The organism is Vibrio campbellii CAIM 519 = NBRC 15631 = ATCC 25920 (assembly GCF_002163755.1).
Classification (GTDB): Bacteria; Pseudomonadota; Gammaproteobacteria; order Enterobacterales; family Vibrionaceae; genus Vibrio; species Vibrio campbellii.
This window is the reverse complement of sequence record NZ_CP015863.1, coordinates 1,097,450-1,123,926: the sequence shown is the minus strand read 5'-3', so window position 1 is coordinate 1,123,926 and position 26,477 is coordinate 1,097,450. Positions and strand designations below refer to the sequence as shown.

22 protein-coding genes are annotated in these 26,477 nt (G+C 45.9%); 10 read left to right on the top strand and 12 right to left on the bottom strand.

Translation table 11 applies throughout. From position 1 onward, the window contains the following. Positions 1–146: 146 nt before the first annotated feature. The 5 genes from A8140_RS05395 to A8140_RS05375 all read left to right on the top strand — a co-directional run bounded on the left by A8140_RS05395 (position 147) and on the right by A8140_RS05375 (position 6,783). Positions 147–812 (top strand): energy-coupling factor ABC transporter permease, encoded by a 666-nt coding sequence (locus A8140_RS05395; RefSeq protein ID WP_005534012.1) that lies wholly within the window; start codon positions 147–149, stop codon positions 810–812. Between the two features lie 158 nt (positions 813–970). After that, a complete protein-coding gene (locus tag A8140_RS05390; protein WP_005534010.1) occupies positions 971–1,471 on the top strand; it encodes a YfbU family protein in 501 nt (166 codons plus the stop codon). A 489-nt stretch (positions 1,472–1,960) separates the two neighbouring features. Then, a complete protein-coding gene (locus A8140_RS05385) occupies positions 1,961–3,895 on the top strand; it encodes a PrkA family serine protein kinase (RefSeq protein ID WP_005431706.1) in 1,935 nt (644 codons plus the stop codon). 45 nt (positions 3,896–3,940) lie between these two features. Next, the gene (locus tag A8140_RS05380) at positions 3,941–5,212 is read left to right on the top strand and encodes a YeaH/YhbH family protein (RefSeq protein WP_005531977.1); all 1,272 of its coding nucleotides are present in this window, start codon (positions 3,941–3,943) and stop codon (positions 5,210–5,212) included. Positions 5,213–5,223: 11 nt separating this feature from the next. Next, a complete protein-coding gene (locus A8140_RS05375; RefSeq protein ID WP_005531980.1) occupies positions 5,224–6,783 on the top strand; it encodes a SpoVR family protein in 1,560 nt (519 codons plus the stop codon). A gap of 81 nt (positions 6,784–6,864) precedes the next feature. On the opposite strand, the gene kdsB is transcribed toward A8140_RS05375, so the two are convergent. From kdsB to A8140_RS05350, 5 genes are read right to left on the bottom strand one after another with little or no spacing between them, the layout of a single operon-like run. Beyond that, positions 6,865–7,623 (bottom strand): 3-deoxy-manno-octulosonate cytidylyltransferase, encoded by a 759-nt coding sequence (gene kdsB / locus A8140_RS05370; RefSeq protein ID WP_005531982.1) that lies wholly within the window; start codon positions 7,621–7,623, stop codon positions 6,865–6,867. After that, entirely contained in the window at positions 7,623–7,802 is a 180-nt protein-coding gene (locus A8140_RS05365; protein WP_005378451.1) for a Trm112 family protein, read from the bottom strand. The genes kdsB and A8140_RS05365 overlap by 1 nt, the downstream gene beginning before the upstream one ends. Next, complete coding sequence (gene lpxK / locus A8140_RS05360) at positions 7,783–8,790, bottom strand: tetraacyldisaccharide 4'-kinase (protein ID WP_005531984.1); 1,008 nt, start codon at positions 8,788–8,790, stop codon at positions 7,783–7,785. Before lpxK ends, A8140_RS05365 begins: the two co-directional genes overlap by 20 nt. A 5-nt stretch (positions 8,791–8,795) precedes the next feature. Then, entirely contained in the window at positions 8,796–10,547 is a 1,752-nt protein-coding gene (msbA, locus tag A8140_RS05355; protein ID WP_005531986.1) for a lipid A ABC transporter ATP-binding protein/permease MsbA, read from the bottom strand. 31 nt (positions 10,548–10,578) lie between these two features. Further along, positions 10,579–12,837 carry a DNA internalization-related competence protein ComEC/Rec2 gene (locus A8140_RS05350; RefSeq protein WP_005531988.1) on the bottom strand — a complete coding sequence of 753 codons (2,259 nt, stop codon included), beginning with the start codon at positions 12,835–12,837 and terminating at the stop codon, positions 10,579–10,581. An 8-nt stretch (positions 12,838–12,845) separates the two neighbouring features. On the opposite strand from A8140_RS05350, the gene A8140_RS05345 reads away from it, so the two are divergent. After that, the gene (locus A8140_RS05345; RefSeq protein ID WP_005531989.1) at positions 12,846–13,355 is read left to right on the top strand and encodes a DUF2062 domain-containing protein; all 510 of its coding nucleotides are present in this window, start codon (positions 12,846–12,848) and stop codon (positions 13,353–13,355) included. A 201-nt stretch (positions 13,356–13,556) separates the two neighbouring features. Here the strand turns inward: A8140_RS05345 and lolE are convergent, their stop codons facing one another. Genes lolE through lolC form a run of 3 tightly spaced genes read right to left on the bottom strand, consistent with a single transcriptional unit; the run spans position 13,557 to position 16,712 of the window. Next, positions 13,557–14,801, bottom strand: a complete 1,245-nt coding sequence (gene lolE / locus A8140_RS05340; RefSeq protein WP_005531990.1) for a lipoprotein-releasing ABC transporter permease subunit LolE — start codon at positions 14,799–14,801, stop codon at positions 13,557–13,559. A gap of 2 nt (positions 14,802–14,803) precedes the next feature. After that, complete coding sequence (lolD, locus tag A8140_RS05335; RefSeq protein ID WP_005531994.1) at positions 14,804–15,511, bottom strand: lipoprotein-releasing ABC transporter ATP-binding protein LolD; 708 nt, start codon at positions 15,509–15,511, stop codon at positions 14,804–14,806. Further along, positions 15,504–16,712: a lipoprotein-releasing ABC transporter permease subunit LolC gene (lolC, locus tag A8140_RS05330; protein ID WP_005531996.1), complete on the bottom strand. Its 1,209-nt coding sequence runs from the start codon at positions 16,710–16,712 to the stop codon at positions 15,504–15,506. The genes lolD and lolC overlap by 8 nt, the downstream gene beginning before the upstream one ends. Positions 16,713–16,976: 264 nt before the next feature. Here lolC and A8140_RS05325 point away from each other — a divergent pair, with 264 nt between their 5' ends. The 4 genes from A8140_RS05325 to A8140_RS05310 all read left to right on the top strand — a co-directional run bounded on the left by A8140_RS05325 (position 16,977) and on the right by A8140_RS05310 (position 22,435). Next, on the top strand, positions 16,977–17,546 hold the full coding sequence (locus A8140_RS05325; RefSeq protein WP_038863259.1) for a hypothetical protein: 570 nt from the start codon (positions 16,977–16,979) through the stop codon (positions 17,544–17,546). A gap of 25 nt (positions 17,547–17,571) precedes the next feature. After that, positions 17,572–21,033, top strand: a complete 3,462-nt coding sequence (mfd, locus tag A8140_RS05320) for a transcription-repair coupling factor (RefSeq protein WP_005532000.1) — start codon at positions 17,572–17,574, stop codon at positions 21,031–21,033. A 7-nt stretch (positions 21,034–21,040) separates the two neighbouring features. Continuing rightward, on the top strand, positions 21,041–21,808 hold the full coding sequence (locus tag A8140_RS05315) for a peptidoglycan binding protein CsiV (protein ID WP_005532003.1): 768 nt from the start codon (positions 21,041–21,043) through the stop codon (positions 21,806–21,808). Between the two features lie 78 nt (positions 21,809–21,886). Further along, positions 21,887–22,435: a GNAT family N-acetyltransferase gene (locus A8140_RS05310; RefSeq protein ID WP_005532005.1), complete on the top strand. Its 549-nt coding sequence runs from the start codon at positions 21,887–21,889 to the stop codon at positions 22,433–22,435. A gap of 86 nt (positions 22,436–22,521) precedes the next feature. Here A8140_RS05310 and A8140_RS05305 read toward each other — a convergent pair whose 3' ends face one another. From A8140_RS05305 to lpoB, 4 genes are all read right to left on the bottom strand, one after another. Continuing rightward, positions 22,522–23,811, bottom strand: a complete 1,290-nt coding sequence (locus tag A8140_RS05305; RefSeq protein WP_005532007.1) for an NAD(P)/FAD-dependent oxidoreductase — start codon at positions 23,809–23,811, stop codon at positions 22,522–22,524. 527 nt (positions 23,812–24,338) lie between these two features. Continuing rightward, entirely contained in the window at positions 24,339–24,878 is a 540-nt protein-coding gene (gene ycfP / locus A8140_RS05300) for an alpha/beta hydrolase YcfP (RefSeq protein WP_005532009.1), read from the bottom strand. A 75-nt stretch (positions 24,879–24,953) separates the two neighbouring features. Then, positions 24,954–25,835 carry a thiamine kinase gene (thiK, locus tag A8140_RS05295; RefSeq protein WP_005532010.1) on the bottom strand — a complete coding sequence of 294 codons (882 nt, stop codon included), beginning with the start codon at positions 25,833–25,835 and terminating at the stop codon, positions 24,954–24,956. A gap of 43 nt (positions 25,836–25,878) precedes the next feature. Further along, entirely contained in the window at positions 25,879–26,469 is a 591-nt protein-coding gene (gene lpoB, locus A8140_RS05290; RefSeq protein ID WP_005431666.1) for a penicillin-binding protein activator LpoB, read from the bottom strand. Positions 26,470–26,477: the final 8 nt, after the last annotated feature.

Genomic DNA, 26,477 nt, shown 5'->3' with positions numbered 1-26,477 from the left:
GTATTTTTTTACCTATACGTTGGTGTATGTGTTGTACAAACTAGTCGTACAAACTGATCGGCCTTGTGCCCTATCCAACTCATACTAGACGTATTAGGAATACTAAGTAGTAAGTAAAGCTTACAGGAATAGCGTTGGGATAACACATGGATTGGTTTAATTTCGTTTCGGTCATCATTGTTTGCTGGGTCGCGGTCGTTTATTGCCTTCCCGATTGGAGAAAAGTGGTTTGGCCTAAAATGGAGCAAGAAAAGCCATTCCAACATTTGGTCTTCGCAACACTCTTCTTACTAAGCATTCTGTGGTCTGCCCAGGCCGGTGTGAAAGAAGGGTTACAAATTCACTTTCTTGCGTTGACTACACTAACCATGATGTACGGTTGGCGAATGGCATTTCTTCTCTGTATCCCTGCCATGCTCGTCAATCACTTGATTCACGGCGTACCACTGTTAATGTTACCAAGCGCATTGGTGCTTTCTGCTCTGATTCCAATTCTGATCAGCTATCTGATTTTTTTGCTAAGTTATCAGTATCTGCCGCGCAATATCTTCGTTTTCATTTTTGTAGCGGGATTCTTCAATGGTGCGCTCACTGGTAGCCTCCATTTACTCGTTAACTCTTTTTACCACCTCTCTATCGGTCATTACGACTGGCAAACCATCCAACACAACTACTTTGTTTTTGTTCCATTGCTTGCCTTCCCTGAAGGGCTCCTAAACGGAATGTCACTGGCTGTGTTGACGGTTTTCAAACCAGAATGGCTACGAGTCTTCTCAGACCGAGATTATATATACAACCATTACCATAAATAAGCTGTCATCGCCCGTTAACACAGCGTTTTTAAACTGGCTAAATTCAATAATTCTTGCCATTTTTCATATTAAATATGTGTTGAGATCATGTTTCACCTTCGTCCGAAACGTTAACCTAAGCACATTAAAAATGTATTAGATTATTTAGTGAGGTCATCATGGAAATGTCAAACGCTCAACGTTTGATCCTATCAAACCAGTACAACCTAATGTCTCAACTTGACCCTAGCAATGCGGCAAAATACAAGCGTCTACAAACCATTGTAGAACGTGGTTACGAGCTGCAAATGCGCGAGTTGAACAAAGATTTTGGCTGCATCACTGAAACTGAATGTCGTGAAATCATCGACATTATGGAGATGTACCATGCAATGCAAGAATCAAACAAAATGCTGGATGATGAAGAGCGCGGCAAAGTGGACCAACGTCGTCTGCAGTTCCTTGGCTTTGATATCGCAACGGAAGCACAGCAAGTGCATTACGTACGCTTCCTAGTGGATTCGGAAGGTCTTTACCCTCAATTCGATAAAGCGGACCATCACTTCAATAGCCAAATGCCAATGCTAGACAAATACCGTCGCATGCTAAAAACTTGGCGCAACTGCCCTCGTCAATACCACTTGTGTGCGAACGAACTGGCACAAATCTTTAGTGCATAATCCAACAAGTATCTGAAAAGGAGAGCAAAGGCTCTCCTTTTTCTTTTCCCCTGTCACAATTCAACCTCATTCGTAAAGCACGCTTAAGTCTTTCATTCTCTGTAACTTGCACACAAATCACTAATCTCAGTGATTCAAAGCCACATATCTAATTTCTATCGCTCCTATTCACAGCTCAAATTGTTAATTCTCTAAACAGTGATTCAAATGTCACTTTTACAATAAATTCATAATTGTTAAGCAAAATTGGAAATCCCCGACTAGGCTTAAATTGAGAAAGGGAGTGATTGAAAGGAACTTATCCATCGTTCTTCGTTGCAGTGAAAAAGTGTCCACAAAGCAAAGTCTTTGGTCTTGTCTAGCTTGCCTTCAGTACAAACCAAACGTGATAACAGGACGTATAACTTCATACAACGAAGGGCATTTCAAGGTTGGGTAAGCCTGCGTCAACGTTCGTCGGTAGACTGACTAGTTAAAGGGGAAAGCGACATGAGTATTTTCGACCACTATCAATCAAGATATGAAGCTGCAAAAGATGAAGAGATGTCGTTACAGGATTTCTTAGCCCTGTGTAAAGACGACAAAAGCGCCTACGCTAACGCTGCAGAACGCCTACTTATGGCTATCGGAGAGCCAGAAGTCATTGATACTGCTCAAGATCCAAGACTGAGCCGTATATTCTCAAACCGTGTCATTTCGCGTTACGAAACCTTCAAAGATTTCTATGGCATGGAAGACGCAATCGAGCAGATTGTTTCTTACCTCAAGCATGCCGCACAAGGTTTGGAAGAACGCAAACAAATCCTATACCTACTCGGCCCTGTTGGTGGTGGTAAGTCATCACTTGCCGAAAAGCTAAAAGCCCTAATGGAAAAAATGCCCGTTTATGTGCTTAGCGCAAACGGCGAACGAAGCCCAGTTAACGATCACCCATTCTGTTTGTTCAATCCAACAGAAGATGGTGAGATTCTCAAGAAAGAGTATGGCATCGAGCATCGTTACCTACGTTCTATCATGTCACCATGGGCGGCAAAACGCCTTCATGAATTTGGCGGTGACATCACCAAATTTAAAGTACTGAAAGTTCGCCCTTCTATCCTTGACCAAGTGGCTATTGCGAAAACCGAACCAGGTGATGAAAACAACCAAGACATTTCGTCCCTAGTTGGTAAGGTCGATATTCGTCAGTTAGAGCATTACTCACAAGATGACCCAGATGCCTACAGCTACTCTGGCGCGCTATGTAAAGCGAACCAAGGCTTAATGGAATTCGTTGAGATGTTCAAAGCGCCAATCAAGGTGCTACACCCACTCTTGACTGCAACTCAGGAAGGCAACTTCAACGGGACAGAGGGTCTATCAGCGATTCCATTCGACGGTATGATTCTGGCGCACTCAAATGAATCTGAGTGGCAAACCTTCCGTAATAACAAGAACAACGAGGCGTTCTTGGACCGTGTATACATCGTGAAAGTACCTTACTGTCTACGAGTGTCGGAAGAAGTGAAGATCTACCAGAAACTGCTTGAAAACAGTGAGCTATCTAAAGCACCTTGCTCACCAAGCACACTCGAAACGCTGGCTCAATTCAGTATTCTTTCGCGACTTAAAGAGCCTGAAAACTCGTCCATTTTCTCGAAGATGCGCGTGTATGACGGTGAAACACTGAAAGACACCGATCCTAAAGCGAAGAGCTACCAAGAGTACCGAGATTACGCTGGCGTTGATGAAGGCATGAATGGCCTATCAACCCGTTTCGCATTCAAGATCTTGTCTCGCGTATTCAACTTCGACCAAACAGAAGTGGCTGCAAACCCAGTGCACTTGTTCTACGTGATTGAACAGCAAGTAGAACGCGAACAGTTTCCTTCCGAGATGGCAGAGAAGTATCTTGAATTCTTGAAAGGCTATCTAGTGCCTCGTTATGTCGAGTTCATTGGTAAAGAAGTTCAAACTGCGTACCTAGAGTCTTACTCTGAGTACGGCCAGAATATCTTCGACCGTTATGTCACCTATGCAGACTTCTGGATCCAAGACCAAGAATATCGCGATCCAGAAACAGGTCAACTGTTCGACCGTGCTTCTCTAAATGCTGAACTAGAGAAAATCGAGAAAACAGCGGGCATCTCTAACCCGAAAGATTTCCGAAACGAAATCGTCAACTTTGTGCTTCGTGCGAAAGCCAATAACAATGGTCAAAACCCAGTTTGGACCAGCTACGAAAAACTGCGCACGGTAATCGAGAAGAAAATGTTCTCCAATACCGAAGAACTGCTTCCGGTTATCTCTTTCAATGCGAAAACCTCTTCTGAAGATCAGAAGAAACACGACGACTTTGTCGCTCGCATGATGGAAAAAGGCTATACCGAGAAACAGGTTCGCCTACTTTCTGAGTGGTACCTACGAGTACGTAAGTCATCCTAACCAGTTTGAGTTAGGTCGCTTGTGAAACATGAAGAGGGCTATTTCATGGCGCAATTTATAGACCGAAGGCTCAATGGCAAGAACAAGAGCGCTGTTAATCGACAGCGCTTCTTGAAGCGCCATAAAGAGCAGATTAAAGAGTCGGTAGCTGACGCAGTGAATCGACGCTCGATCACGAACACGGAAACGGGCGAAGACGTCGCAATACCGCACAAAGATATTAACGAACCTATGTTTCATCAGGGTAAAGGGGGCGTGCGAGACCGCGTGCATCCTGGTAACGACCAATTTATCACTGGTGACAAAATCGAACGCCCGAAAGGTGGTGGCCAAGGCGGCGGTGCTGGTGAAGGCAATGCCAGCCCTGACGGTGAAGGCCAAGACGAGTTCGTTTTCCAAATTTCAAAAGACGAGTACCTCGATATCTTGTTTGAAGATTTAGAGTTACCAAATCTTGAGAAAAACCAAATTGCCAAAATCACAGAGTGGAAAACCCACCGCGCGGGTTATCAAACTGCGGGTATTCCATCCAACATTGCCGTTGTTCGCTCGCTACAACAATCTCTAGCGCGACGCACGGCAATGACGGCGGGTAAGAAGCGTCTTCTTAATGAACTGGAAGATGAGCTTACTCGCATCAAAAACATCGAGCCCGCTCAGCAGCTTGAAGAAAATCGTCTGAAGAAGGAAATTAAGGATCTGCGCAAGAAAATCGAAAGCGTACCCTTTATCGATACCTTCGACTTACGTTTCAAGAACTATGAGAAGCGCCCAGTGCCATCGAGCCAAGCGGTCATGTTCTGTCTAATGGATGTGTCTGGTTCTATGGACCAAGCAACCAAAGACATTGCAAAACGCTTCTATGTACTGCTTTATCTGTTCTTGACGCGTACCTACGAAAACGTTGAAGTGGTCTTCATTCGTCACCATACACAAGCGAAAGAAGTCGATGAGCACGAGTTCTTCTATTCGCAAGAAACGGGTGGCACGATTGTTTCGAGCGCACTCAAACTGATGAATGAGATCGTTCAAGACCGCTACCCTGTTGGCCAGTGGAACATCTACGCGGCTCAAGCATCCGATGGTGATAACTGGGCAGACGATTCACCTCGCTGTCGTGACCTACTCGTCAATAAGTTACTGCCAAATTGTCAGTACTATTCATACATCGAGATCACTAGACGTTCCCATCAAACGCTGTGGCATGAGTATGAAAAGCTTTCCGAAGCCTTTCCAAACTTCGCCATGAAAAACATCCGCTCTGTGGAGGATATCTTCCCAGTCTTCCGTGAACTATTCCAAAAAGAAAATGCGTAAGGAGGCTAGCGATGAATACCGCAACGACAAACCTTTCGGGGGAAGCCTCGAAGAAACGCAGAGAAAAGATGCTGCCAGATGGTCCAGATTGGACGTTTGAACTGCTGGAGCGTTACCACAAAGAAATCAAGCGTGTGGCGGAGCATTATCGTCTCGACACCTATCCTAACCAAATCGAGGTCATCACATCAGAGCAAATGATGGACGCGTACTCAAGCATCGGTATGCCCATCAACTACAACCACTGGTCATTTGGTAAAAAGTTCATCCAAACGGAGCAGAACTATAAGCACGGCCAAATGGGGTTGGCTTACGAAATCGTGATCAACTCTAACCCATGTATCGCTTACCTGATGGAAGAGAACACCATCACCATGCAAGCTCTGGTTATTGCTCACGCGTGTTATGGGCACAATTCGTTCTTCAAAGGTAACTATCTGTTCCAAACTTGGACTGATGCCAGCTCGATCATTGATTATCTTCTGTTCGCGAAGAACTACATTGCAGAATGTGAGGAGCGCTACGGTGTGCACGAAGTCGAACAACTACTCGACTCTTGCCATGCCCTAATGAACTTCGGTGTAGACCGTTACAAGCGCCCTGAGAAGATTTCCATCAATGAAGAGAAAGCTCGTCAGGAAGAGCGTGAAGCTTATCTGCAATCGCAAGTGAACGAACTATGGCGAACCGTCCCACAATCGAAAACCAAAGAAGAAGACATCAAAGTTCGCTTCCCGAGCGAGCCACAGGAGAACCTGCTCTACTTCTTTGAAAAACACGCACCACTACTTGAGCCATGGCAGCGCGAGATTGTACGTATCGTGCGCAAGGTGAGCCAATACTTCTATCCTCAAAAACAAACTCAGGTCATGAATGAAGGCTGGGCAACCTTCTGGCACTACACAATCCTTAATCACCTTTACGATGAAGGTTTAGTGTCTGAGAAATTCATTCTCGAGTTTCTACACAGTCACACTAGTGTGGTTGCACAGCCACCGTATAACAGTCCTTACTTTAGTGGTATCAACCCTTATGCGCTTGGATTCGCGATGTTCCGTGATATCAAACGTATCTGTGAAGAACCAACAGACGAGGATAAAGAGTGGTTCCCTGAGCTGGCAGGCACCGACTGGCTAGACGCGGTTCACTTTGCCATGCATAACTTCAAAGACGAGAGCTTTATCAGCCAATACTTGTCACCGAAACTCATGCGTGATTTCAAATTGTTTGCCATCAATGACGATGATCGCAAAAACTTCATCGAAGTTGCCGCCATTCATGATGAGATGGGGTACCGACGCATTCGCGAAACGCTGGCTGCGCAATATAACTTGGCGAACTTAGAGCCAAATATTCAGGTGTTTAACGTGGATGTCCGCGGTGACCGCTCGTTAACACTTCAATACGTCCCTCATAACCGCATTCCTTTGGATAACAGTTATGAAGAGGTACTTAAGCATGTGTATCGCTTGTGGGGCTTCGATGTGATTTTAGAAGAAGTGAAAGACACCGGGCACAGAGAGATCCTCTCAACCTGTCCGAAACGTAATCAGTACGACACCAATATCTAACTGATACAGTTTCTAATCTATTCTAGATACAAAAAGGCTCCTCAGTGAGGAGCCTTTCTAATTTGGAAATCAATACCAAGCTTATTGTGCTTGCTTAGCGACAATGGCTCGTACTGCTTCTAAATCTTCTGGTGTATCCACACCTGCTGCTGGCGCTTCTTTTGCCACTTCCACATGAATCTTTTCACCGTACCAAAGTACTCGAAGTTGCTCTAGACACTCGATTTGCTCAAGTGCGCTTGGCTGCCAATTCACATAAGTATTGATGAAGCCAGCACGGTAAGCGTAGATGCCGATGTGACGCATCAATGGATTCGCGATGGTTTTGTCTTGCTTGGCAAAGTTATCACGATCCCAAGGAATCGTTGCACGACTAAAGTACATGGCATAACCACGCTCGTCCGCAACCACCTTCACCGCATTCGGGTTGAAGACTTCCTCTTCCGATTCAATCTCAACCGCAAGCGTTGCTATTGGTGCATCGCAGCCTGCTAGGTTGTCAGCCACTTGGCGAATAATCGATGGCGGAATCAATGGTTCATCACCCTGAACGTTAACCACAATGTGGTCTACAGGGATAGCCATTTTTTCTACCACTTCCGCTAGTCGCTCAGTGCCAGATTCGTGGTTTGGCGAGGTCATACAAACCTTGCCACCAAACTGTTCTGCCGCCGCCGATACGCGCTCATCGTCAGTTGCGATAATCACGTCTTCTGCGCCCGCTTGTAAGGCTTGTTCATATACCCATTGGATCATTGGTTTACCACCAATGTCTGCCAACGGCTTGCCTGGTAAGCGGCTTGACGCGTAACGTGCAGGAATGACAACCGTAAAAGACATTAGCGTCCCTCGTCCATGCTCATGGTTCGTGCTTCTGGCTCAAGCAGAACAGGAATACCCTCTTTGATTGGGTAAGCAAGGCGATCCAGTTTGCAGATCAACTCTTGATTATCTTTATCGTACGTCAGCTTACCTTTGCACACAGGGCAAGCTACAATCTCAAGCAGACGGTGATCCATAAGTCGCTTTAACCTCTTTTATTCGATTTAAAATTCGCTCTGCGTCGTTTGATTCAAACTGAGCAGAAACTGGTAGATACCACCAATTGTCTTGCGCATAACTGTCGCATTTGACGGCATCCTTTTCTGTCATAATCACATTCGCTCCTTGTTGAGCCAATGCTTGTAATTCTTGCTGATCAAAGTCTTGATGATCGGCAAAGCCTTTCGTCACTTTGATATCCGCATTCATTGCGTTAAGTGTATTAAAAAATCGTGGTGGATGCCCAATCCCGGCAAACGCAACGAGATCTCGTAATTCACTGACCTCGACCTGTTGCTTGGTCTTCAGGTTGATCGCCTTTGATGGCGTTAAAGACATTGGCATTTCGCCATACTGAGCTTGACCACCATTAGTGATGATAAAATCGACTTCAGAAAGACGCTCTACCCCTTCACGAAGAGGACCAAGTGGAATAAGGCTTTCATTGCCAAAGCGGCGATTACCATCAACGATAACGAACTCGATATCTCGCTCTAGAGCGTAATGCTGGAGGCCATCGTCAGTAATAATGATATCAACGCCAGTTGCAAGCAATGCTTTCACCGCATTGGCTCGAACCGGGTCTACAGCGACAAGCGCACCAGTACGACGATAAATCAGCTTCGGCTCGTCACCACAGTGTTTCGCTAGTGTATTGTCATCCAAAACAAGCGGATACTGCGGCGCTTTCGCCCCATAGCCACGAGACACAACGCCTGGTTTGTAACCAAGCTGCTGTAATTGCTCCACCAGCCAAACAACAACTGGTGTTTTACCATTGCCTCCAGCCGTAATGTTACCCACCACAACTACAGGCACTGGCGCTTTGTAAGCTTGTTTTTTACCTGATTGATATTGTTGACGCTTAGATTTACTGATCGCACCAAACAACAAACTCAGTGGCCACAAAAGCGGCCACAGCAGATATTTGAGAGGATGGTTTTCGAACCAGATTTTTTCAACCACAGTTCTTAGGCACCAAACTGGATTCGATGAAGTTGAGCGTATGCGCCATCTTTCTTGGCAATCAGCTCAGCGTGGTTACCACGTTCAACGATAGAGCCTTCATCTACCACTAGAATTTCATCTGCATTCTCGATAGTCGACAGTCGGTGTGCAATCACCAATACCGTCTTGTCTTTTTGCAGTTCATCCAGCGCCGATTGAATAGCACGTTCAGATTCCGTATCCAGAGCTGATGTCGCTTCATCAAGAACCAAAACAGGGGCATCACGAAGAAGTGCACGAGCAATAGCGACACGTTGACGTTGACCGCCAGATAGACTCGCACCATTCTCACCAATCATCGTATCAAGGCCGTCTTCCATCTTGCTGACGAACTCAGTGACGTGAGCAAGTTTAGCGGCACGTTCGATGTCTTCACGTGTGTATTGATCTTCTGTCGCGTAAGCAATGTTGTTTGCAATCGTGTCATTAAACAAATGTACGTTTTGCGATACCAATGCAAACTGCTCGCGCAGGTTCTTAAGCTCGTAGTCACGAATATCATGGCCATCAAGTGTAATTGAACCACCGCTGACGTCGTAAAAACGGTTGAATAAGTTCGCGATGGTACTCTTACCCGAACCTGAACGACCAACAAGAGCAACCGTCTTGCCTTTTGGAATATCAAAGCTCACGTTCTCAAGTGCCGGTTTCTCTGCACCTTCGTAGGTAAAGCTGACTTCTTTTACTGCAACGTCGCCATTTGCGCGATCTACAGTGAACTTACCTTCGTTCTTCTCTGGCTCTAGGTCTACCAGGGCAAACAAGGTTTGGCTCGCTGCCATACCACGTTGGAACTGAGAGGTTACGTTTGTCAGCGCTTTAAGCGGACGCATCAAACCAAACATTGCTGAGAACACAACGGTAAATGTACCCGGCGTTAACTGTTCTTTGATTGAGTCGATACTTGCTAGGTACAGAACTACAACAATCGCAATAGACGCGATCATTTGAATGATTGGGTTTGCTGCAGCTTGAGCTGTCACCAACTTCATGCTTTGTTGACGCATTTGGTTGCTGACTTTTTCGAAGCGCTTGCCTTCGATATCTTGACCACCGTAGCTTAGTACGACTTTGTGACCTTTTAACATTTGCTCAGCAGACGCCGTCACATGGCCCATCATGGTTTGCATGTTCTTAGAAATCTTACGGAATCGCTTAGAAACGATACCAATGCCCCAAGCCACAACTGGTGCAACAGCAAATAGTACTAGAGAAAGCTGCCAGCTGTTGTAGAACATCAGCACAAGAAGACCGATGATGCTCGCACCTTCACGCACAATGCTCACTAGCGCAGAACTAGTAGCCGCTGAAACTTGTTCAGAGTCATAAGTAATTCGAGAGAGTAGATTGCCTGTTTTTTCTTTGTCAAAGTAAGACACAGGCATGTGCATAAAGTGATTAAACACCATGCGACGAATTTGCATCACCACGTTGCCGGATACCCAGCTCAAGCAATAAGTGGAGACAAATCCGCTCACACCACGAATGAACATCATGGCGAAAACAATCAATGGAAGCGTGCGTAGAAAATCCGATTCCGCATTACCAAAACCTTCATCAAGAAGTGGTTTTAGCAAAGAAATCATATAGGTATCTGAAAGTGCATTAATCACTAATGCAATGACGGCAACGATAATGCCTGACTTATAAAGGCGAATAAATTGCCATAGACGCTTAAACGTCTGCCAGGTCGTTTCATCAGTATTTATCGACATAGAAGTGCTTTATTTTCTTACATTAAGACTCTTATTCTACTCCCTTACGCAGCATCTGCCTATACCAAGGCTCAAATGTCTCACTACGTTTAGCTTCAAAGTACCAATTGTCTCGCTTAATAAACACCGATACCTGCCCATGATTTCCCGTATCCAGCCAGTGGGCACTTGCTGCCTGATAAGCCGATAAAACATTTTCAGCAGGCATGCCCCATTGATTACTTTTTGCTAACGAGGCTATCGCCAAGGTTGGAGAGACAGTTTGAACAAATTTTGGATTCGAAGAGCTCTTGCTACCATGATGAGGAACAAGCATAACATCACTCTCTAGCTTGTTGGGTTCACGCATAAGTATCCACTCACTGACGGCTTCAATATCGCCAGTCAAAAGCAATTTAAAACCCGATTCCTTATCCACAACTCGAACAACACACGAATGAGGATTATAAGCACGGTTTACCTGCTTAGGTGGCCATAAGACTTCAAAATAAAGCGCCTGCCAATACCAGCGTTCACCCGCAATACAAGATTGGTAGTTAGCGTAGTTTTGACTGCTGAATTTCTGCGCTGGCGAAAAGTGCTGCTCTATATACTGCCTACCTCCTGCATGATCCGAATCAGCATGACTGATAATGAACATATCAATGGTGCCAAAACCTCTGCGATGTAATACAGGAGAGAGAACTTGTTGCGCTATGCTCCCTGAGTTCCAAGCTTTGCCTGTGTCGTAAAGCGTCACCTTTCCATGCTTCTCAATTAATACCGCAAGGCCGTGTCCTACATCTAACACGTCCACTCTCCAAGAACTCGTTGTACGCTCATAAAATAGGGCGACACCCTTTACTAGAATTACTAACGTAACGAACGAGCCCCGATTCAAAAAACGTCTCAATAATCCACAGGTGGCAACTGCGAGTATCGTTAAGGTCAAAGGCAAACTTACAAAATGCCAACTCCCGACCGCAAACTGTAATGACCATGTCAGTGGCAACAACACCCAATCCACCAGTTGCCAAAGCATACCAGCCAACTGAAAAGAAATTGGGGTTACAATCAGCGCTAGGAACATCAAAGGGACGACCAAAAAACCAAACCAAGGAATGAAAACTAGGTTATAAGCGATGGATACCAAACTTGTTCCAGAGAAAAACGCACCGCTGATTGGCACGATAAGCAAAGTAAGTACTAACTGTATTTTTAGTAGTGAACTCAGCTTCGTTTGCCAATTGCCGCGTCGCCGTTGAACCACATTCACGGCTAAAAGCACGGCAACCACGGACAGATAAGACAACCAGAAACTCATCGTGAATGAAGCAAAAGGCTCGATGAAAAGCTGTATCGAGACAGCGAGCAGTAACACTCGCCAAGGGCTCCAATGAACCAAAGCCGCTTTAAGTACGAGATAAATGACACAAACCGAAAAAGCACGGGTTGTAGGTAAAGAAAAATCGGCCAACCACGCATAAACGAGCGCTGCCAATAAACCGACAACGGAAGGAAAGTGAACGAATTTTGGGATTATAAGCCGTATGACAAATCCCAAACTCATGCCAAAAGCAAACGCCATTCCAATATGCAAACCAGAGATCGAGACCAAATGCAGCAGCCCGCTATCTCGCAGAGACTGCCAATCCTGTTTAGCAAGCAGGGAGCGGTCGCTAAACGCTAATGCACTGATTAAAGGGAAATGGTTAAGTTCAGCAATATGAGTATCAACGGCCGTAATGATTTGCTGTCGAAATGAAGAGTGTGTACGAATCAACCATTTCGCGTCATCAGGTGTGACAGCTCTAGCGACAATACCCTTACCTATCGCTTGCTTTTCCGCATCAAACCCCGCCTCATTCTTCAAACCCAGAATCGGTTTGATCGTCACCTGAGTAGTGAACTCAGTGTTAACGGGCAGTGGGAAAGCGGTTATCAATCGGATTTTCGGTTTAAGAAAAGGTAACAGGTTTTGAGAATTCACCTGATTGATCTGCGCAATTCCTTCATATCCGTGACTTATTTGCGTAAAAGGGCTGTCAACTTTGCCATTTATGGTAATATTCACCCCTGCTCGAAACAGGGCTTGTCTTTGATGCTCCATAACATTGCCGTGGATAATGACAACCATAAAGCCCCAAATTACGCCTATGCTCAATAAGCCACGACGTAATTTGATAATCGAGCCAGTGGCAATTATTCCCAGCAGCAACCATCGCCAATCAGGCATCGCCGGCCACCACGCAGACGATATAACGCTCGCTACAAATAACGCCAAGGTCAAACTTTTTTCTAAGAGAGTCATGTCGTCCTATGCCTAGAAAGCTGATAAAACGCTTCATGCCAGATCATGAAATGATCAAACGCCAAAAAGCACTGAAGGTCTTCGGCAACGTTTTATACAACCCAAACTTGTGGTGTTTAAATCGTCGCTCTGCATCAGGTGCTTTTGCTGTTGGTTTGTTTATGGCGTTTGTTCCGCTTCCGAGCCAGATGATCATGGCGGCAGGTCTCGCCATCATGCTCGGTGTTAACTTGCCTCTATCTGTTGCCCTTGTCTGGATCAGTAACCCAATCACCATGCCAGTGCTGTTCTACTTCGCATACAAACTTGGCGCATTGGTCATGCATGTACCACCACAACCGTTCCACTTTGAGTTGTCGTGGGATTTCATCATGCAGCAAATGAACACCATTGGGCCTCCGTTCCTACTAGGCTGCGCAATCTGTGGCGTGGTATCAGCCATCATCGGCTATTTTGGTATACGTGGATTATGGCGTTACTCAGTGGTCAGAAGCTGGCAAAAACGTAAGATAAGATAAGTACTTATCTTTCAGTTGGCATGTCGCAGAACATCGAATGGAGAACAGTTAACGTTCGAAATGAAAGGCGATGTAACTCAAGTATGAAAGCTACCGAGCCACTGCAAAGATAGTTAGATTGCAGATAAAAGAAAGGACCGAGATTCGGTCCTTTTTTGTGTCAGTGAGTGACCAGCGCTTCGCTAAGTTCAGTTCTATCCACTACTTTGAACTCAATACCGCAGCTGGGTTAAGTTTCGCTGCACGAGATGCGGGATACCAAGTTGCTAGCAAGCTCAGAACAATCGCTGTAATGGAAACTAAAGCGACATCAGGCCAGTGTAACTGCGATGGCAAGAAGTCGACAAAATAGATATCCCCCGAAAGGAATTGGTGACCAATTAAGGCTTCCAGCCCCTTAATAATCGGTGTGAGGTTAAGAGCGACAAGAACGCCAACGACACTGCCAGCAAGGCTGCCGAATACGCCAGAGAAGACGCCTTGCCACACAAAGATACGTTTAATCAAACCATCCTTTGCACCCATAGTACGAAGAATCGCAATCTCGGCAGCACGATCTTTCACCGCCATCATCAGTGTCGACACAATGTTGAAACACGCGACACCGATAACCAAGACCATCACCAAGTACATAATGGTACGAACGAGCTGAATATCACGATACAAGAAGCCGAACTGTTGTTGCCAGCTTTTCAGGTAAACATACACATCAATCAGATTGCCCACTTCACGCACAATGGAAGGTGCGTTTAACACATCATCGGTCTTGAGCGAAATACCTGTTACGCCATCACCTAAGCGCGCATAAGCCTGAGCGTCTTTCAGCGGCACCAAAGCCAATGAGTGATCGATTTGACCATTGAGTGTTAGGAATCCAGCCACCTTCACGCGAACTCGTTTCGGCGCTTGAACCTTATTGGTACTTCCGGTTTGCGGAATCATCAATGTAATGTAGTCACCCACATCGACGTTAAGTTCATTCGCTACACCACGCCCCAAAATGACTTGCTGTTGGCCCGCATAGAAGTTCTGCCATGCTTTTGGATCAATGAATTCCGACATGCTCGACACCGCTTGTTCAAAAGCAGGATCCACACCACGTACTTCAATCGCCTTAAGCTTGCTGCCCTTTTCTGCCAATCCCGTAAATCGGACATAAGGCGCCGCTGCGACGACGTGTTCATGACTCAAGGCTTGGTTCATGGTTTTGGTGAAGTTATGCAGCGGTCCATTCACCCCTTCTAACTCACCATGCGGTATCACAGAAAGTACGCGCGATTGCAGCTCACGCTCAAAGCCGTTCATAGCGGATAGACCTATAATGATCACCGCAACACCAACCGCAATACCAATAGTGGAAGAGAGAGAAATGAACGACACCATCTTGTTACGCTTTTTCGCGCGACTAAAACGGCCACCGATCATCAATGCTAAAGATGAAAACAAAATTAGCCCTCCGCTGCCGCTGTTTGAGTCGTAAAGCGATCCACCAGCAAACCATCTTGCATGTGCATTTGACGATCCATTTTTGCAGCTAACTCGTTATCGTGGGTCACCACCAAGAAAGCGATGTTTGACTCCTGGTTTAGCTCTCGCATTAAGTCGTAAATCGCCAATGCCGTGTTGTGGTCTAGGTTACCTGTAGGCTCATCAGCCAAAACCAAGTCAGGCTTGTTGACCAAAGCACGCGCAATCGCAACACGTTGGCGCTCACCACCTGATAGCTCCGAAGGACGGTGGTCCATGCGGTGTCCTAGGCCAACTTTATCAAGTAGAGCTTTTGCTTCCGCTTTCGCATCCGCTACTTTTGTGCCACCAATCAACAATGGCATCGCAACGTTTTCTACTGCGGTAAAGTCAGCCAATAGGTGATGGAACTGATAGACAAAACCAAGGTGTTTGTTTCGTAGTGCCGCTTGTTTATTTGAACTTAGCGCAGACAAGTTCTGCCCTAGAAACTCCACTTCACCTTGAGATGCATCATCTAAAGCGCCAAGGATGTGAAGCAGCGTACTCTTACCTGAGCCAGATGAGCCAACAATAGAGACCAATTCCCCTTTGTCGATATCAAAACTCACGCCTTTCAACACTTCCGTATCTAACGAGCCTTCTCGGTAGACTTTACGAATATCACGACATTCTAATAGCTTATTCATAGCGAAGTGCCTCAGCAGGTTTAACAGAAGATGCTCGGTAAGACGGGTAAACAGTTGCAGCTAGACTCAGAGCAATCGCCAGCACTACCACTAATAAAATTTGGAATGAATCAATCACGATTGGCAAGTGACCACCAAAGCTAAACAAGGCAACGCCTGCCGCTTCCAGAATAGCATTGAGATTGAGCGATAGAGCAACGCCGACCGCGCCACCAACAATCGCACCAATCACACCACTACTCGCGCCCTGCACCATGAAAATCGCCATCACTTGAGATTGCTTCATGCCTTGAGTTTTGAGAATCGCGACTTCCGATTGCTTCTCCATCACCACCATGATCAACGCAGAAATAATATTAAATGCTGCTAAGCCAACAATCAGACCCAGCATCAAGCCCATCATGTTCTTTTCCATTTTTACAGCTTGGAAAAGCTCACCACGCTGCTCACGCCAGTCACTCCATTGCCAACCTTCCGGCATTGGCTTATCTGCAAATTCCGTCACCATGAACGGGTCAGAGAAGAACACACGCCAACCGGATACCGTATCTTTCGGTAAACGCATCAATTTAGAAGCGTCAGTCATGTTGACGATCATAAGCTGACCATCCACATCTGAGCCGGTATTAAAGATACCCGCCACAGTGAAGTTACGTTGACTTGGGATTCGACCTAATGGGGTAAATTGCGTCGCATTGGTCACCATTAAGCGGACTTTGTCACCCATCGACACTTTAAGAGAGCGCGCCAAGCTGTGACCAAGGAAAACCTTATATTCACCCGCTTGTAGCGAAGATAAGCGACCTGCGATCAAGTGATTAGAAATAGGATCGCCAAGTTTAGGCTCGATACCAATCAAGTAACCAGCGGTTAGCTGCGCGGAACTTTGGATCACCGCTTCACCACGCACAATCGGCTCTGGCTTAGCGATGGTCGACATGTTTTGAATGAATTGGGGCGCCGTCTCGCTCATTGGCGTTTTGCCATCATGCTGAGAAACGACAGCATGAGGAAGCACACCTAAAATGCGCTCTTTAAGCTGAGCTTCAAAGCCATTCATCACAGACAGTACTGTCACCAACGCCATCACACCAATCGTGATACCTGCGGTCGACATGTAAGAAACGAATCGACTGAATCTATCCCCGGAGCGTCCCCGAAGATACCTCAAGCCAATAAACAAAGAGATAAGATGATACATATAGGACAAACCAACTGGTTTTCTAATAATGGAGCCAATACTTAGCTAATTAATAGCGGTTATCTTACCTTACTCTTACTATGAAGAAGACAAGATAATCGCTAAATTTGTCAACGACATGCAATAAGTCCCCATTTACTGCAAAAAGTTCAGCCATAAAAACAGGTAAACTTGATAACTTACCCTGATTAGCGATAATCACTCCCTTATCCTACTCATTCTTCAATGAAATGAGAGCGCTCGATGGCAGAAAAGGACCAAATTATGACAGAGCAAGAATACTTCACCGTGCACCACAATCTGACGATTAACGTCGAAACGTTAGGGACGGACTTTGCTCTACCAGATGAGGCCACTTTTGTATCTGAAATTCCAGCACCGTTCATCGTCGCAAGTGAGTTCAGTCACTTAGATATGTTAGCGGATAACGCGAGACTGGAACTGCAAAATAAAGAGTTGAAACACGTCATCAGCTTGCTGGATACCCAAAACTCAAAACTCAACTTACTGCTGAGTTTTATGCTCTCTCAACAAGATGATATTGCACTGCGCTTTCAAACCACGCAATTCGGTGCAAGCCAACTGAGCTATCGTAGCGCTTCTGCCGTAGAAAAAGACCAACTGGTTCGAGTGAAACTCTTCTTAGATAATCCTGCCGCAGCAATTTACTGCTACGCTCAGGCAGTAGAGTGCGAACAATCAGAGCAAGGTTATGTGGTTACACTCAAGTACAAACTGCTTCGAGAAGCTGACCAAGATTTATTAATCAAAGCCGCGCTATACCAACAGCAAAAATTACTCCGTCAGCGCTCACTAGAGCGAGAAAACAAATAACCCTCATGCTCCTAAAATAACTATCATGACAAAAGCAACAATTCTTTCCGTCACGAATCCATCTGAGCGTGGCGACAAAAAACAACTTGGCAACCTACCTGGTGCAGCATTGGCAATGGCAATCGCTGAGCTAGCCAAACAGCATTCAAGTCACTCTTTGCTTGTAGTGCCAGATCCACAAATCGCACTCAAGCTGCAAGCGGAAATTGAACAGTTTACCGATCAGCCAGTCAGCCTATTTCCAGATTGGGAAACACTGCCTTACGACAACTTTTCTCCGCACCAAGAGATCATCTCAGACCGTATTGCACGCTTATACCAATTGCCGACTCAAAGTAACGGCGTAACGATTGTGCCAGTAAGTACAGTATTGCAGCGCCAGTCTCCGCGTGATTTCTTATTGCAACACACTTTGATGGTGAAGACGGGCGACCAATTCTCACTAGATAAGCTTCGTGTGCAGCTAGAGAACTCAGGCTACCGTCACGTTGATCAAGTGTTTGGTCCGGGTGAATACGCGAGCCGAGGGTCGATCCTTGACCTGTTCCCAATGGGCAGCTCAGATCCATACCGCATTGATTTCTTCGATGACGAGATCGACACCATCCGTACCTTCGACCCAGAAAATCAACGTTCGATCGAAGACATTCAGCAAATCCAATTGCTACCAGCGCATGAGTTCCCGACAACCAAAGCGGCAATTGAAGATTTCCGTACTCGCTGGCGTTCTCAGTTTGAAGCTCGCCGCGAGCCCGAGTCGATTTACATGCAAGTCACCAAAGGTACTTGGCCGGCAGGTATCGAGTACTGGCAACCACTGTTCTTCGACCATACCGAAACACTGTTTGACTACCTGCCAGAAGACTCTCAACTGATCACATACGGTGATATTGAAGCCGCAGTGGATACGTTCTTGAATGACGTAGATTACCGCTACGATCAAAAGAAAATCGATCCGATGCGTCCGTTGTTAGCACCACATGAATTGTGGTTGAAAAAAGACGAACTATTTACTCACTTCAAACAACTGCCACAGGCGCAGTTGAACTTAGAGAAAATCGTTAAGCGTGCTGGTCGCCAGAATCTCGCAGTTCAATCTCTAGCCGAGCTTGGTGTTCAACAGCAGAACAAAGAGCCGTTAGCGCGTTTACGTCAATTCAGTGAACAATTCACGGGTAAAATCATTTTCTCTGTGGAATCGGAAGGCCGCCGCGAAGCGCTAACAGAGCTGCTGCAAGGCATTAAAGTGCGTCCTGTCGTGCATGGTTCACTCTACCAAGCACTGGATTCTAGCGATCGTTTCAGTTTGATCTTAGGTGCAGCAGAACATGGCTTTATTCACGATGACCTGAACTTCGCCCTGATCTGTGAAAGCGATCTGCTGGGCGATCGTGTGATTCAACGTCGCCGCAAAGACAAGAAAGCGGTAAACAGTGACACCGTTATTCGTCACCTAGCTGAACTTAAGCCAGGTCAGCCCGTTGTGCACATCGATCACGGTATCGGTCGCTATATTGGCTTACAGACTCTTGAGGCTGGCGGCATGAAAACGGAATACGTAACCCTTGAGTATCAAAATGATGCCAAACTTTACGTTCCCGTCTCTTCATTAAACCTAATCAGCCGCTACTCTGGTGGTGCCGAAGAGAGCGCGCCGCTGCATAAACTGGGTGGTGAAGCATGGGCGAAGGCTCGTCGTAAAGCCGCTGAGAAAGTACGCGACGTCGCGGCAGAGCTACTTGATGTTTACGCTAAGCGTGAATTGAAACCGGGCTACAAGTTTGAGCTGGACCGTGGTCAATACGCCACATTTAAAGCCACCTTCCCGTTTGAAGAAACCGATGATCAGTCGACTGCTATTAATGCGGTTCTATCCGATATGTGCCAAGCAAAAGCCATGGACCGTCTCGTATGTGGTGATGTGGGCTTTGGTAAAACAGAAGTGGCGATGCGCGCTGCGTTTGTTGCTACAGACAACAGTAAGCAGGTCGCGGTATTGGTGCCAACCACTCTACTTGCTCAGCAGCACTTTGAAAACTTCCGTGATCGCTTTGCCAACTTACCAATTCGCGTTGAAGTACTTTCACGTTTTAAATCGGCAAAAGAGCAAAAAGTCATTCTTCAAGACGTCGCCGATGGCAAAGTGGATATTGTCGTAGGTACTCACAAGCTACTTTCAAGCGACATAAAATTCAAAGATCTTGGCTTGTTGATTGTCGATGAAGAACACCGCTTCGGTGTACGCCAAAAAGAAAAAGTGAAAGCGATGCGTGCTGATGTCGACATCCTAACGCTGACAGCAACCCCTATTCCTCGTACATTGAATATGGCAATGAGTGGCATGCGCGACTTGTCGATCATCGCAACACCGCCTGCGCGTCGCCTAGCTATCAAGACCTTTGTGCGTCAACGTGAAGACTCTGTGGTACGCGAAGCCGTACTGCGTGAAATCATGCGTGGTGGTCAGGTTTATTTCCTACACAACCAAGTAGAAACCATTGAAAAAACCGCTGAAGACCTACAAAAGCTGATTCCTGAAGCGCGCGTGACCGTTGCTCATGGTCAAATGCGTGAACGCGAACTAGAGCGCATCATGAACGATTTCTACCACCAGCGTTTCAATCTGCTGGTGTGTACCACCATCATCGAGACAGGTATCGACGTTCCGACGGCCAACACCATCATTATGGATCGTGCCGATAACCTCGGTTTAGCGCAGTTGCACCAGCTTCGTGGCCGCGTTGGTCGTTCACACCACCAAGCTTACGCTTACTTACTGACGCCACATCCAAAAGCCATCACCAAAGATGCGATTAAGCGTCTTGATGCGATCGCTTCGCTGGAAGATCTCGGTGCAGGCTTCACACTGGCCACGCACGATCTTGAGATTCGTGGTGCGGGTGAGCTATTAGGTGACGAACAAAGTGGTCAAATTCAATCTGTTGGCTTTACACTATATATGGAGATGCTTGAACAAGCGGTCGAAGCATTGAAAGAAGGTAAAGAGCCATCATTGGATGATCTGCTTCGCGAACAAACTGAAATTGAGATGCGTATCCCAGCGCTATTGCCGGATGACTACATTCCAGATGTGAACACGCGTCTATCGATGTACAAACGCATTGCAAGCGTGACAGATAACGAAGGTTTGTCTGAACTGAAAGTGGAACTGATTGACCGATTTGGTGTTTTACCAGATGCAACCAAGAACCTCCTATCTGTCTCAGAATTGAAAATTGGGGCAGGAAGTATCAAAGCGAAGAAAATTGAGGCGCATGATAAGGGCGGATTCATCGAGTTTTACCCTGATGCTGACATTAATCCAGCGTATTTGGTTAAACTCCTGCAATCACAGCCGCAAAAATTTGCAATGGAAGGTCCAACTAAGTTCAAGTTTAGCGTACCATTGACGGACCGACGTAAACGCATCCAGTTTGTTCAAGACTTACTGAATGATTTTAAACAGAATTTATTACCAACGAGCTAATAGTCGAATGAGAATACTGATCCCATTATTGCTTCTTTGTGTCTCAATGCCATCTTGGGCTGCGCGTCAATTTGATATTGAAGTAATTATTTTCAAGCGAGCAGTCAACGCTGAAAATACCAGTGAATCATGGCCAAATGAACTGCCAACTATTGAAATGAGTAACGTCGGCAGCTTACAAAGCGATTCTTACCGCCAGTCAAAAGGCGTTACGCTTCTACCACGTTCTTCTTACCGATTGAACGCGCAAGAAGCTGCGCTGAACAACCACGCAGGCTTTAAAGTGCTAAAACACGTGGCATGGCGTCAAGGTGACCGTGGTAAAGCCAGTGCACCAATCTTCCGTATGGATGGTGGCAGAGACTTCTCTGGCTCTTACAATGCAGATGGCAGCCCTGTCGGCAGCAGCACATCACTATCAACCGATGGCTACAGTGAAGAGAGCGTGAATGGCCCACTGTACGAACTAGACGGTAAGTTACAAATCTATGTTCAGCACTACTTGTTTGCTGAAACAACCATCGATATTCGTGAACCAAGCGTGCGTGAAGTCCACCTAGCGTCACAGCCTTCTGAACAGCTATCTGATGAATTTGGCGAAGTCGATGGCAACGTACAAGTTGGCAACTTAGCGGAAGTCACCCCAACCGTGACCGAAGAGAAGTTTTTGAAGAGCTTCCGAATGGATCAAAAGCGTCGTATGCGCAGTGGCGAAACCCACTACCTAGACAACCCATTGATGGGTATGATCATTCAAGTTCGTCGAGTTCGATAAGAGCCACCTCAACATAAAAGCGCAGCACTGGCTGCGCTTTGTTTTATCTAGAGTCTCACATGGAAGTTGTATCAATTCATGAGTCCAGATTTTGAAATCATCACCCCTCGTTTAGCGCTGCGACTGATTCCTTCAGAACACGCTCACACCTTGCAGCGACTCCTAGTCGAGTCCCCTTCTCTGCATCAATGGCTAGATTGGTGCGATGAAGACGTTACGTTAAAAGACGCTCAAGATTTCTTGTTAGCAACTCGCTTAAATTGGGTCAAAACCGAGGCGTTTGGTTTTGGCGTTTACGAGCGTGAGAGCAACAGTCTCGTAGGCATGGCGGCGGTTAATGAGCTTTACCATACCTTCAATATGGCAAGCATTGGTTATTGGGTTGCCGATCGCTATCAGCGCAAAGGTTATGCACAAGAATCGATTCGCTCACTGGCAGAGTTCTGCTTTGCCAAACTCAATTTAACTCGCGTGGAAATTGTCTGCGATCCAGATAACACCACCAGTCAGGCATTAATTGAATCCGTTGGCGCACAAAAAGAAGCCATTGCCAGAAACCGTTTTATCTTCCATGGCAAGCCAAAGGATGGCGTAGTGTATTCACTGCTTCCTAGTGACTTAGAATGAAAAAAGCCACCGACATGCGGTGGCTTCTGTTTTGACCTTTGTTTCGCTCTCAACCAAATCAGCTTAAAGAGCCAAATCATCAAATATTAGTGCAGCTTCAAGTTCGGACGCAGTACGCGGTTGATACGGCCAACCAGCATCATCAGGCCTGTCTTAATCACGCCATGCAGCGCCATTTGGTGCATGCGGTATAGCGAAATGTAAACCACACGAGCGATACGACCTTCAACCATCATCGAACCTTTGGTTAGGTTACCCATCAAGCTACCAACCGTAGAGAAGCGGCTTAGAGAAACCAGAGAACCGTGGTCTTTGTAGTCGTAAGCTTTCAGTTCACGACCATTTAGCTTAGCAACGATGTTAGTAAATGCTTGGCTAGCCATTTGGTGCGCAGCTTGAGCTCGTGGCGGAACAAAAGAGCCATCAGGCTGAGTACATTGTGCTAGATCACCAATAACGAAGATGTCGTCATCACGTGTGGTTTGTAGCGTGTTTTTCACTACAAGCTGGTTAATACGATTCGTCTCTAGACCTGCGATGTCTTTAATGAAGTCAGGCGCTTTGATACCCGCTGCCCATACCATGATTTGCGCAGGGATCTTCTCACCGTCTTTCGTCGTCAGACCGTCTTTATCCGCCTGCGTTACCATGGTCGCTGTGCGTACGTTGACACCCAACTTAACCAGCTCTTGGTGTGCAGCAGAAGAAATACGTGGAGGAAGCGCAGGAAGAATACGTTCGCCCGCTTCAACTAGGTTTACGTTTAGCTTGCTAGAATCTAGGTCGCCAAAGCCGTAAGTATGCAGCTCTTTCACCGCGTTGTGAAGCTCAGCAGAGAGCTCAACACCAGTCGCACCCGCACCAACAATCGCGATATCTACCGTGCCATTACCGTTTTTCGCGTGCAGTTTTAGGAACTCGTTGTTCATTTCACTACGGAAACGGTGTGCCTGTTCTGGGCTATCTAGGAAGATACAGTTGTCACGAACACCAGGAGTGTTGAAATCGTTAGATGTAGAACCAATTGCCATCACAAGAATATCGTATTCTAGTTCACGGCTTGGCATAAGAAGTTCGCCGTGCTCGTCTTTAAGCTCACTTAGAATGATCACTTTACGTTCACGATCGATGTCTTGAAGGCTGCCCATTTGGAAGTCAAAGCTGTGGTTTTTTGCGTGAGCACGGTAGCTCAGTGCATCCACACCTTCGTCCAAAGAACCTGTTGCTACTTCGTGCAACAATGGTTTCCACAAGTGGCTCGCTTTACGGTCTACCAGTGTAATTTGCGCACGGTTCTTACGACCCAGAGTGCGGCCCAGTTTGGTTGCCAACTCAAGGCCACCAGCACCGCCGCCTACAACGATAATGCGTGTCACAATGTTATCCTCTACAAAAATGAATATATGGGTTCAGCTCGATGCTGACTCACAGTGCTCTGCGGTCATACATCCAACCGATGAATTCTTTGACCTCTAGAGGTGAGCTCACTTTTGGATAAACGCCGATACCATCTTGTTTTTGCTTCTTATTTCATTTTCTTGTTGATGTGCATCGGTTTCTTGGTCTGAAACACGCGATCTCAGACAAAAAATGGGCAAGTTTCTTACTCGCTCTCAATTTTTTTTGATATTTATCAAATTATTTTTACGAAGATCATTATATAGGGCTATCTTTTGATGGCAACAAAAATCCTTACTCTAGATACGGATTGGCTAATTTTCATCTGCTTAACGGTATCGTTTTCGTGCCACAAAAGGTTAAAACAATAAATCAAGATAATAAATAGCTACAAAATGTAAATTTCTACAGAATTATTATTATCAAGTTGGGCAAAGCCAGAAACAAAAACGGCACTTCGAAAAGTGCCGTTTAAAGATAGTTAAATCATTTGCTCTGGGGCAAATTAAGCGTTTTTGAATGCCTTCATCGCTTGCAAGTGGTGAGAGATTTTCTTGAATTTATGCGTTTGAGTTTCATCCCAAATGATTTGGTAGTGTTTATCCAATTCTGCTGCAGTTTTTGAGTTGTCGTGAATTTCATCTGCTTTCGACAAAACAACCAAACAGCGATCTTGGTTTTTCGTACGGAACTGCTCAACACATTTGGTGGCAATATCTTCGTACTCTTCTGGACGATCAATACGCCCTGCCATCGTCTTCTCTGGATGCAAATTCGGGTTGAACATCACTTGTTTGATGCCGCAAAGAAAACCGATTCGCTCTGACCAGTATGCCCCAAGACCCACACCACAAATCAGTGGATTTGGATCGTTCGCTTGGTCGATGACCTTAGACACTTCTTTCAATAAGTGCTGCATGTCATGCTTAGGATGAAGTGTGCTGTAGTTGATGAAACGAACGTCATCATCGATGAACTGCAATTGAAGAACTTTTTCGTGGTTACCTGGGCTTGTACTATCAAAGCCGTGCAAGTAAATAATCATGTGTACCTCTCCCTGTGACTTGCTGGTACTTCACTTTAAACTACCACTATTTCCTTATGGTTAAAGAGGAAAAAGTCATGAGTTATCAAAACAGTGATCTTCCATACATAATAAGTCTTTAAACTCGCGAGCACTGTCTAAGTATTGTTCATCATCCCACAATTTGTAGGCGACTAAATACCATAGCATTGCCATCATTCGAGTTCTTGGCATCCAAGCTTGAACGCCTTCTAGCCACAAATCCACGTCTTCAATTTGACGAACTTGGCAATACCTGACGACGCCATCTTCAATTGGTACGTCAGCCAGTTGCAAAATAAGGGTGAGATCAAGTCTTGGGTCCGCTAAGCCTGCGTATTCCCAATCAATGACTTTCACACCGTCTTGGCCGCGCACTAAGTTGTAACAACCAAGGTCAAAATGACACAGTGCTGCTGGGATTTGGTCTACGCTTGGTTCAGAACGCCACTTGCGATACAACATCTCAAACTCAGTGCCTACGTACTTGCCCCCCAGCTCTAACCAATAATGATCGATACGTGAGAGATAAGAGAATGGCACTAATGGAATCGACGTTGCTGAATACTCGTGGATCGTAGCCGCTATTGGCAGTAACTCTTCAATATCAATTCCCGATTTGGTGAGAGTTTCACCCAGCACCCACTCCACCAATAAACCTTGCTCGTGAACAAACACGGGCTTCGGGCCTAAATTGAGCGAAGCAATCGCGTTGAGAACTTGATATTCATTGTGGCGAGATATAGCAAAGGCATTGCATACATTACTGGTCGGTCGCCAGACGTAAGCAAGGCCCTCAGATGATTCCAACCGCCAACAGCGATTGGTCAATCCACCAGTGACGGTTTGAACCTTCACTGGTGGCGAAGTAAAGAAGCCATCAAGAGTATTTAAACTCGGGTCTAATTGTTTCGCTTGTTGCCAAGAAAACCACGCCATGAATGACTTCTCCACTCAAGGTCATATGACCAAAAAGAATCAATTAAAGACCAAATAGGCTCTTAGATTGCTCTTTGCGGATTTCTGTTTCATCCGCCCATTCAATCAGACCTGTTTCTAGATCCATTAGACGCATCGTCATTTTGTAGTAAACGTCTTTGTCACTACCTGCATTTTTCACGATGCTAGAAAGGTTTCCGTAAAGCATGTATTGCGCACCGACCATTTTACCGAATTGGATTGCCGTGCTTTGGTTCACTAGCTCGTCAGTGTTTTGGAAGTTAAGTTGCTCACGAACAGACTCAACACGGTCCATATCTACGAAACGGAACTTGCCAGAGTTCAGCATCTTAGTAGAGATAGTGTCTGTGATTGATTCCGTATCAATATGTTCGCTTGTCTTGTTCTTGATACGCTCAACAAACACGATAGGACGTTGGTCACGAGTAATTGCTGCCACTGAACCTGACATCATCATGCTGTCGACCATTTCGCCAGCAATTTTTTGTAGATCCGTCGAACCGAAATCGATCGTTGTGGTTTCAGTCGCTTGCGCATCACCGTAAGAGACTTTGTTTGAACAACCACCCAGAATGACGGCAAGACCTAAAAGAGCAATAATACTTTTTTTCATGAGAGTTC

Bases quoted from the DNA above. Each gene is read 5' to 3' on its own strand.
- A8140_RS05395 (WP_005534012.1), top strand. From the start codon at position 147: ATGGATTGGTTTAATTTCGTTTCGGTCATCATTGTTTGCTGGGTCGCG.
- A8140_RS05390 (WP_005534010.1), top strand. From the start codon at position 971: ATGGAAATGTCAAACGCTCAACGTTTGATCCTATCAAACCAGTACAAC.
- A8140_RS05385 (WP_005431706.1), top strand. From the start codon at position 1,961: ATGAGTATTTTCGACCACTATCAATCAAGATATGAAGCTGCAAAAGAT.
- A8140_RS05380 (WP_005531977.1), top strand. From the start codon at position 3,941: ATGGCGCAATTTATAGACCGAAGGCTCAATGGCAAGAACAAGAGCGCT.
- A8140_RS05375 (WP_005531980.1), top strand. From the start codon at position 5,224: ATGAATACCGCAACGACAAACCTTTCGGGGGAAGCCTCGAAGAAACGC.
- kdsB (WP_005531982.1), bottom strand. From the start codon at position 7,623: ATGTCTTTTACGGTTGTCATTCCTGCACGTTACGCGTCAAGCCGCTTA.
- A8140_RS05365 (WP_005378451.1), bottom strand. From the start codon at position 7,802: ATGGATCACCGTCTGCTTGAGATTGTAGCTTGCCCTGTGTGCAAAGGT.
- msbA (WP_005531986.1), bottom strand. From the start codon at position 10,547: ATGTCGATAAATACTGATGAAACGACCTGGCAGACGTTTAAGCGTCTA.
- A8140_RS05350 (WP_005531988.1), bottom strand. From the start codon at position 12,837: ATGACTCTCTTAGAAAAAAGTTTGACCTTGGCGTTATTTGTAGCGAGC.
- A8140_RS05345 (WP_005531989.1), top strand. From the start codon at position 12,846: ATGCCTAGAAAGCTGATAAAACGCTTCATGCCAGATCATGAAATGATC.
- lolD (WP_005531994.1), bottom strand. From the start codon at position 15,511: ATGAATAAGCTATTAGAATGTCGTGATATTCGTAAAGTCTACCGAGAA.
- lolC (WP_005531996.1), bottom strand. From the start codon at position 16,712: ATGTATCATCTTATCTCTTTGTTTATTGGCTTGAGGTATCTTCGGGGA.
- A8140_RS05325 (WP_038863259.1), top strand. From the start codon at position 16,977: ATGACAGAGCAAGAATACTTCACCGTGCACCACAATCTGACGATTAAC.
- mfd (WP_005532000.1), top strand. From the start codon at position 17,572: ATGACAAAAGCAACAATTCTTTCCGTCACGAATCCATCTGAGCGTGGC.
- A8140_RS05315 (WP_005532003.1), top strand. From the start codon at position 21,041: ATGAGAATACTGATCCCATTATTGCTTCTTTGTGTCTCAATGCCATCT.
- A8140_RS05310 (WP_005532005.1), top strand. From the start codon at position 21,887: ATGAGTCCAGATTTTGAAATCATCACCCCTCGTTTAGCGCTGCGACTG.
- ycfP (WP_005532009.1), bottom strand. From the start codon at position 24,878: ATGATTATTTACTTGCACGGCTTTGATAGTACAAGCCCAGGTAACCAC.
- thiK (WP_005532010.1), bottom strand. From the start codon at position 25,835: ATGGCGTGGTTTTCTTGGCAACAAGCGAAACAATTAGACCCGAGTTTA.
- lpoB (WP_005431666.1), bottom strand. From the start codon at position 26,469: ATGAAAAAAAGTATTATTGCTCTTTTAGGTCTTGCCGTCATTCTGGGT.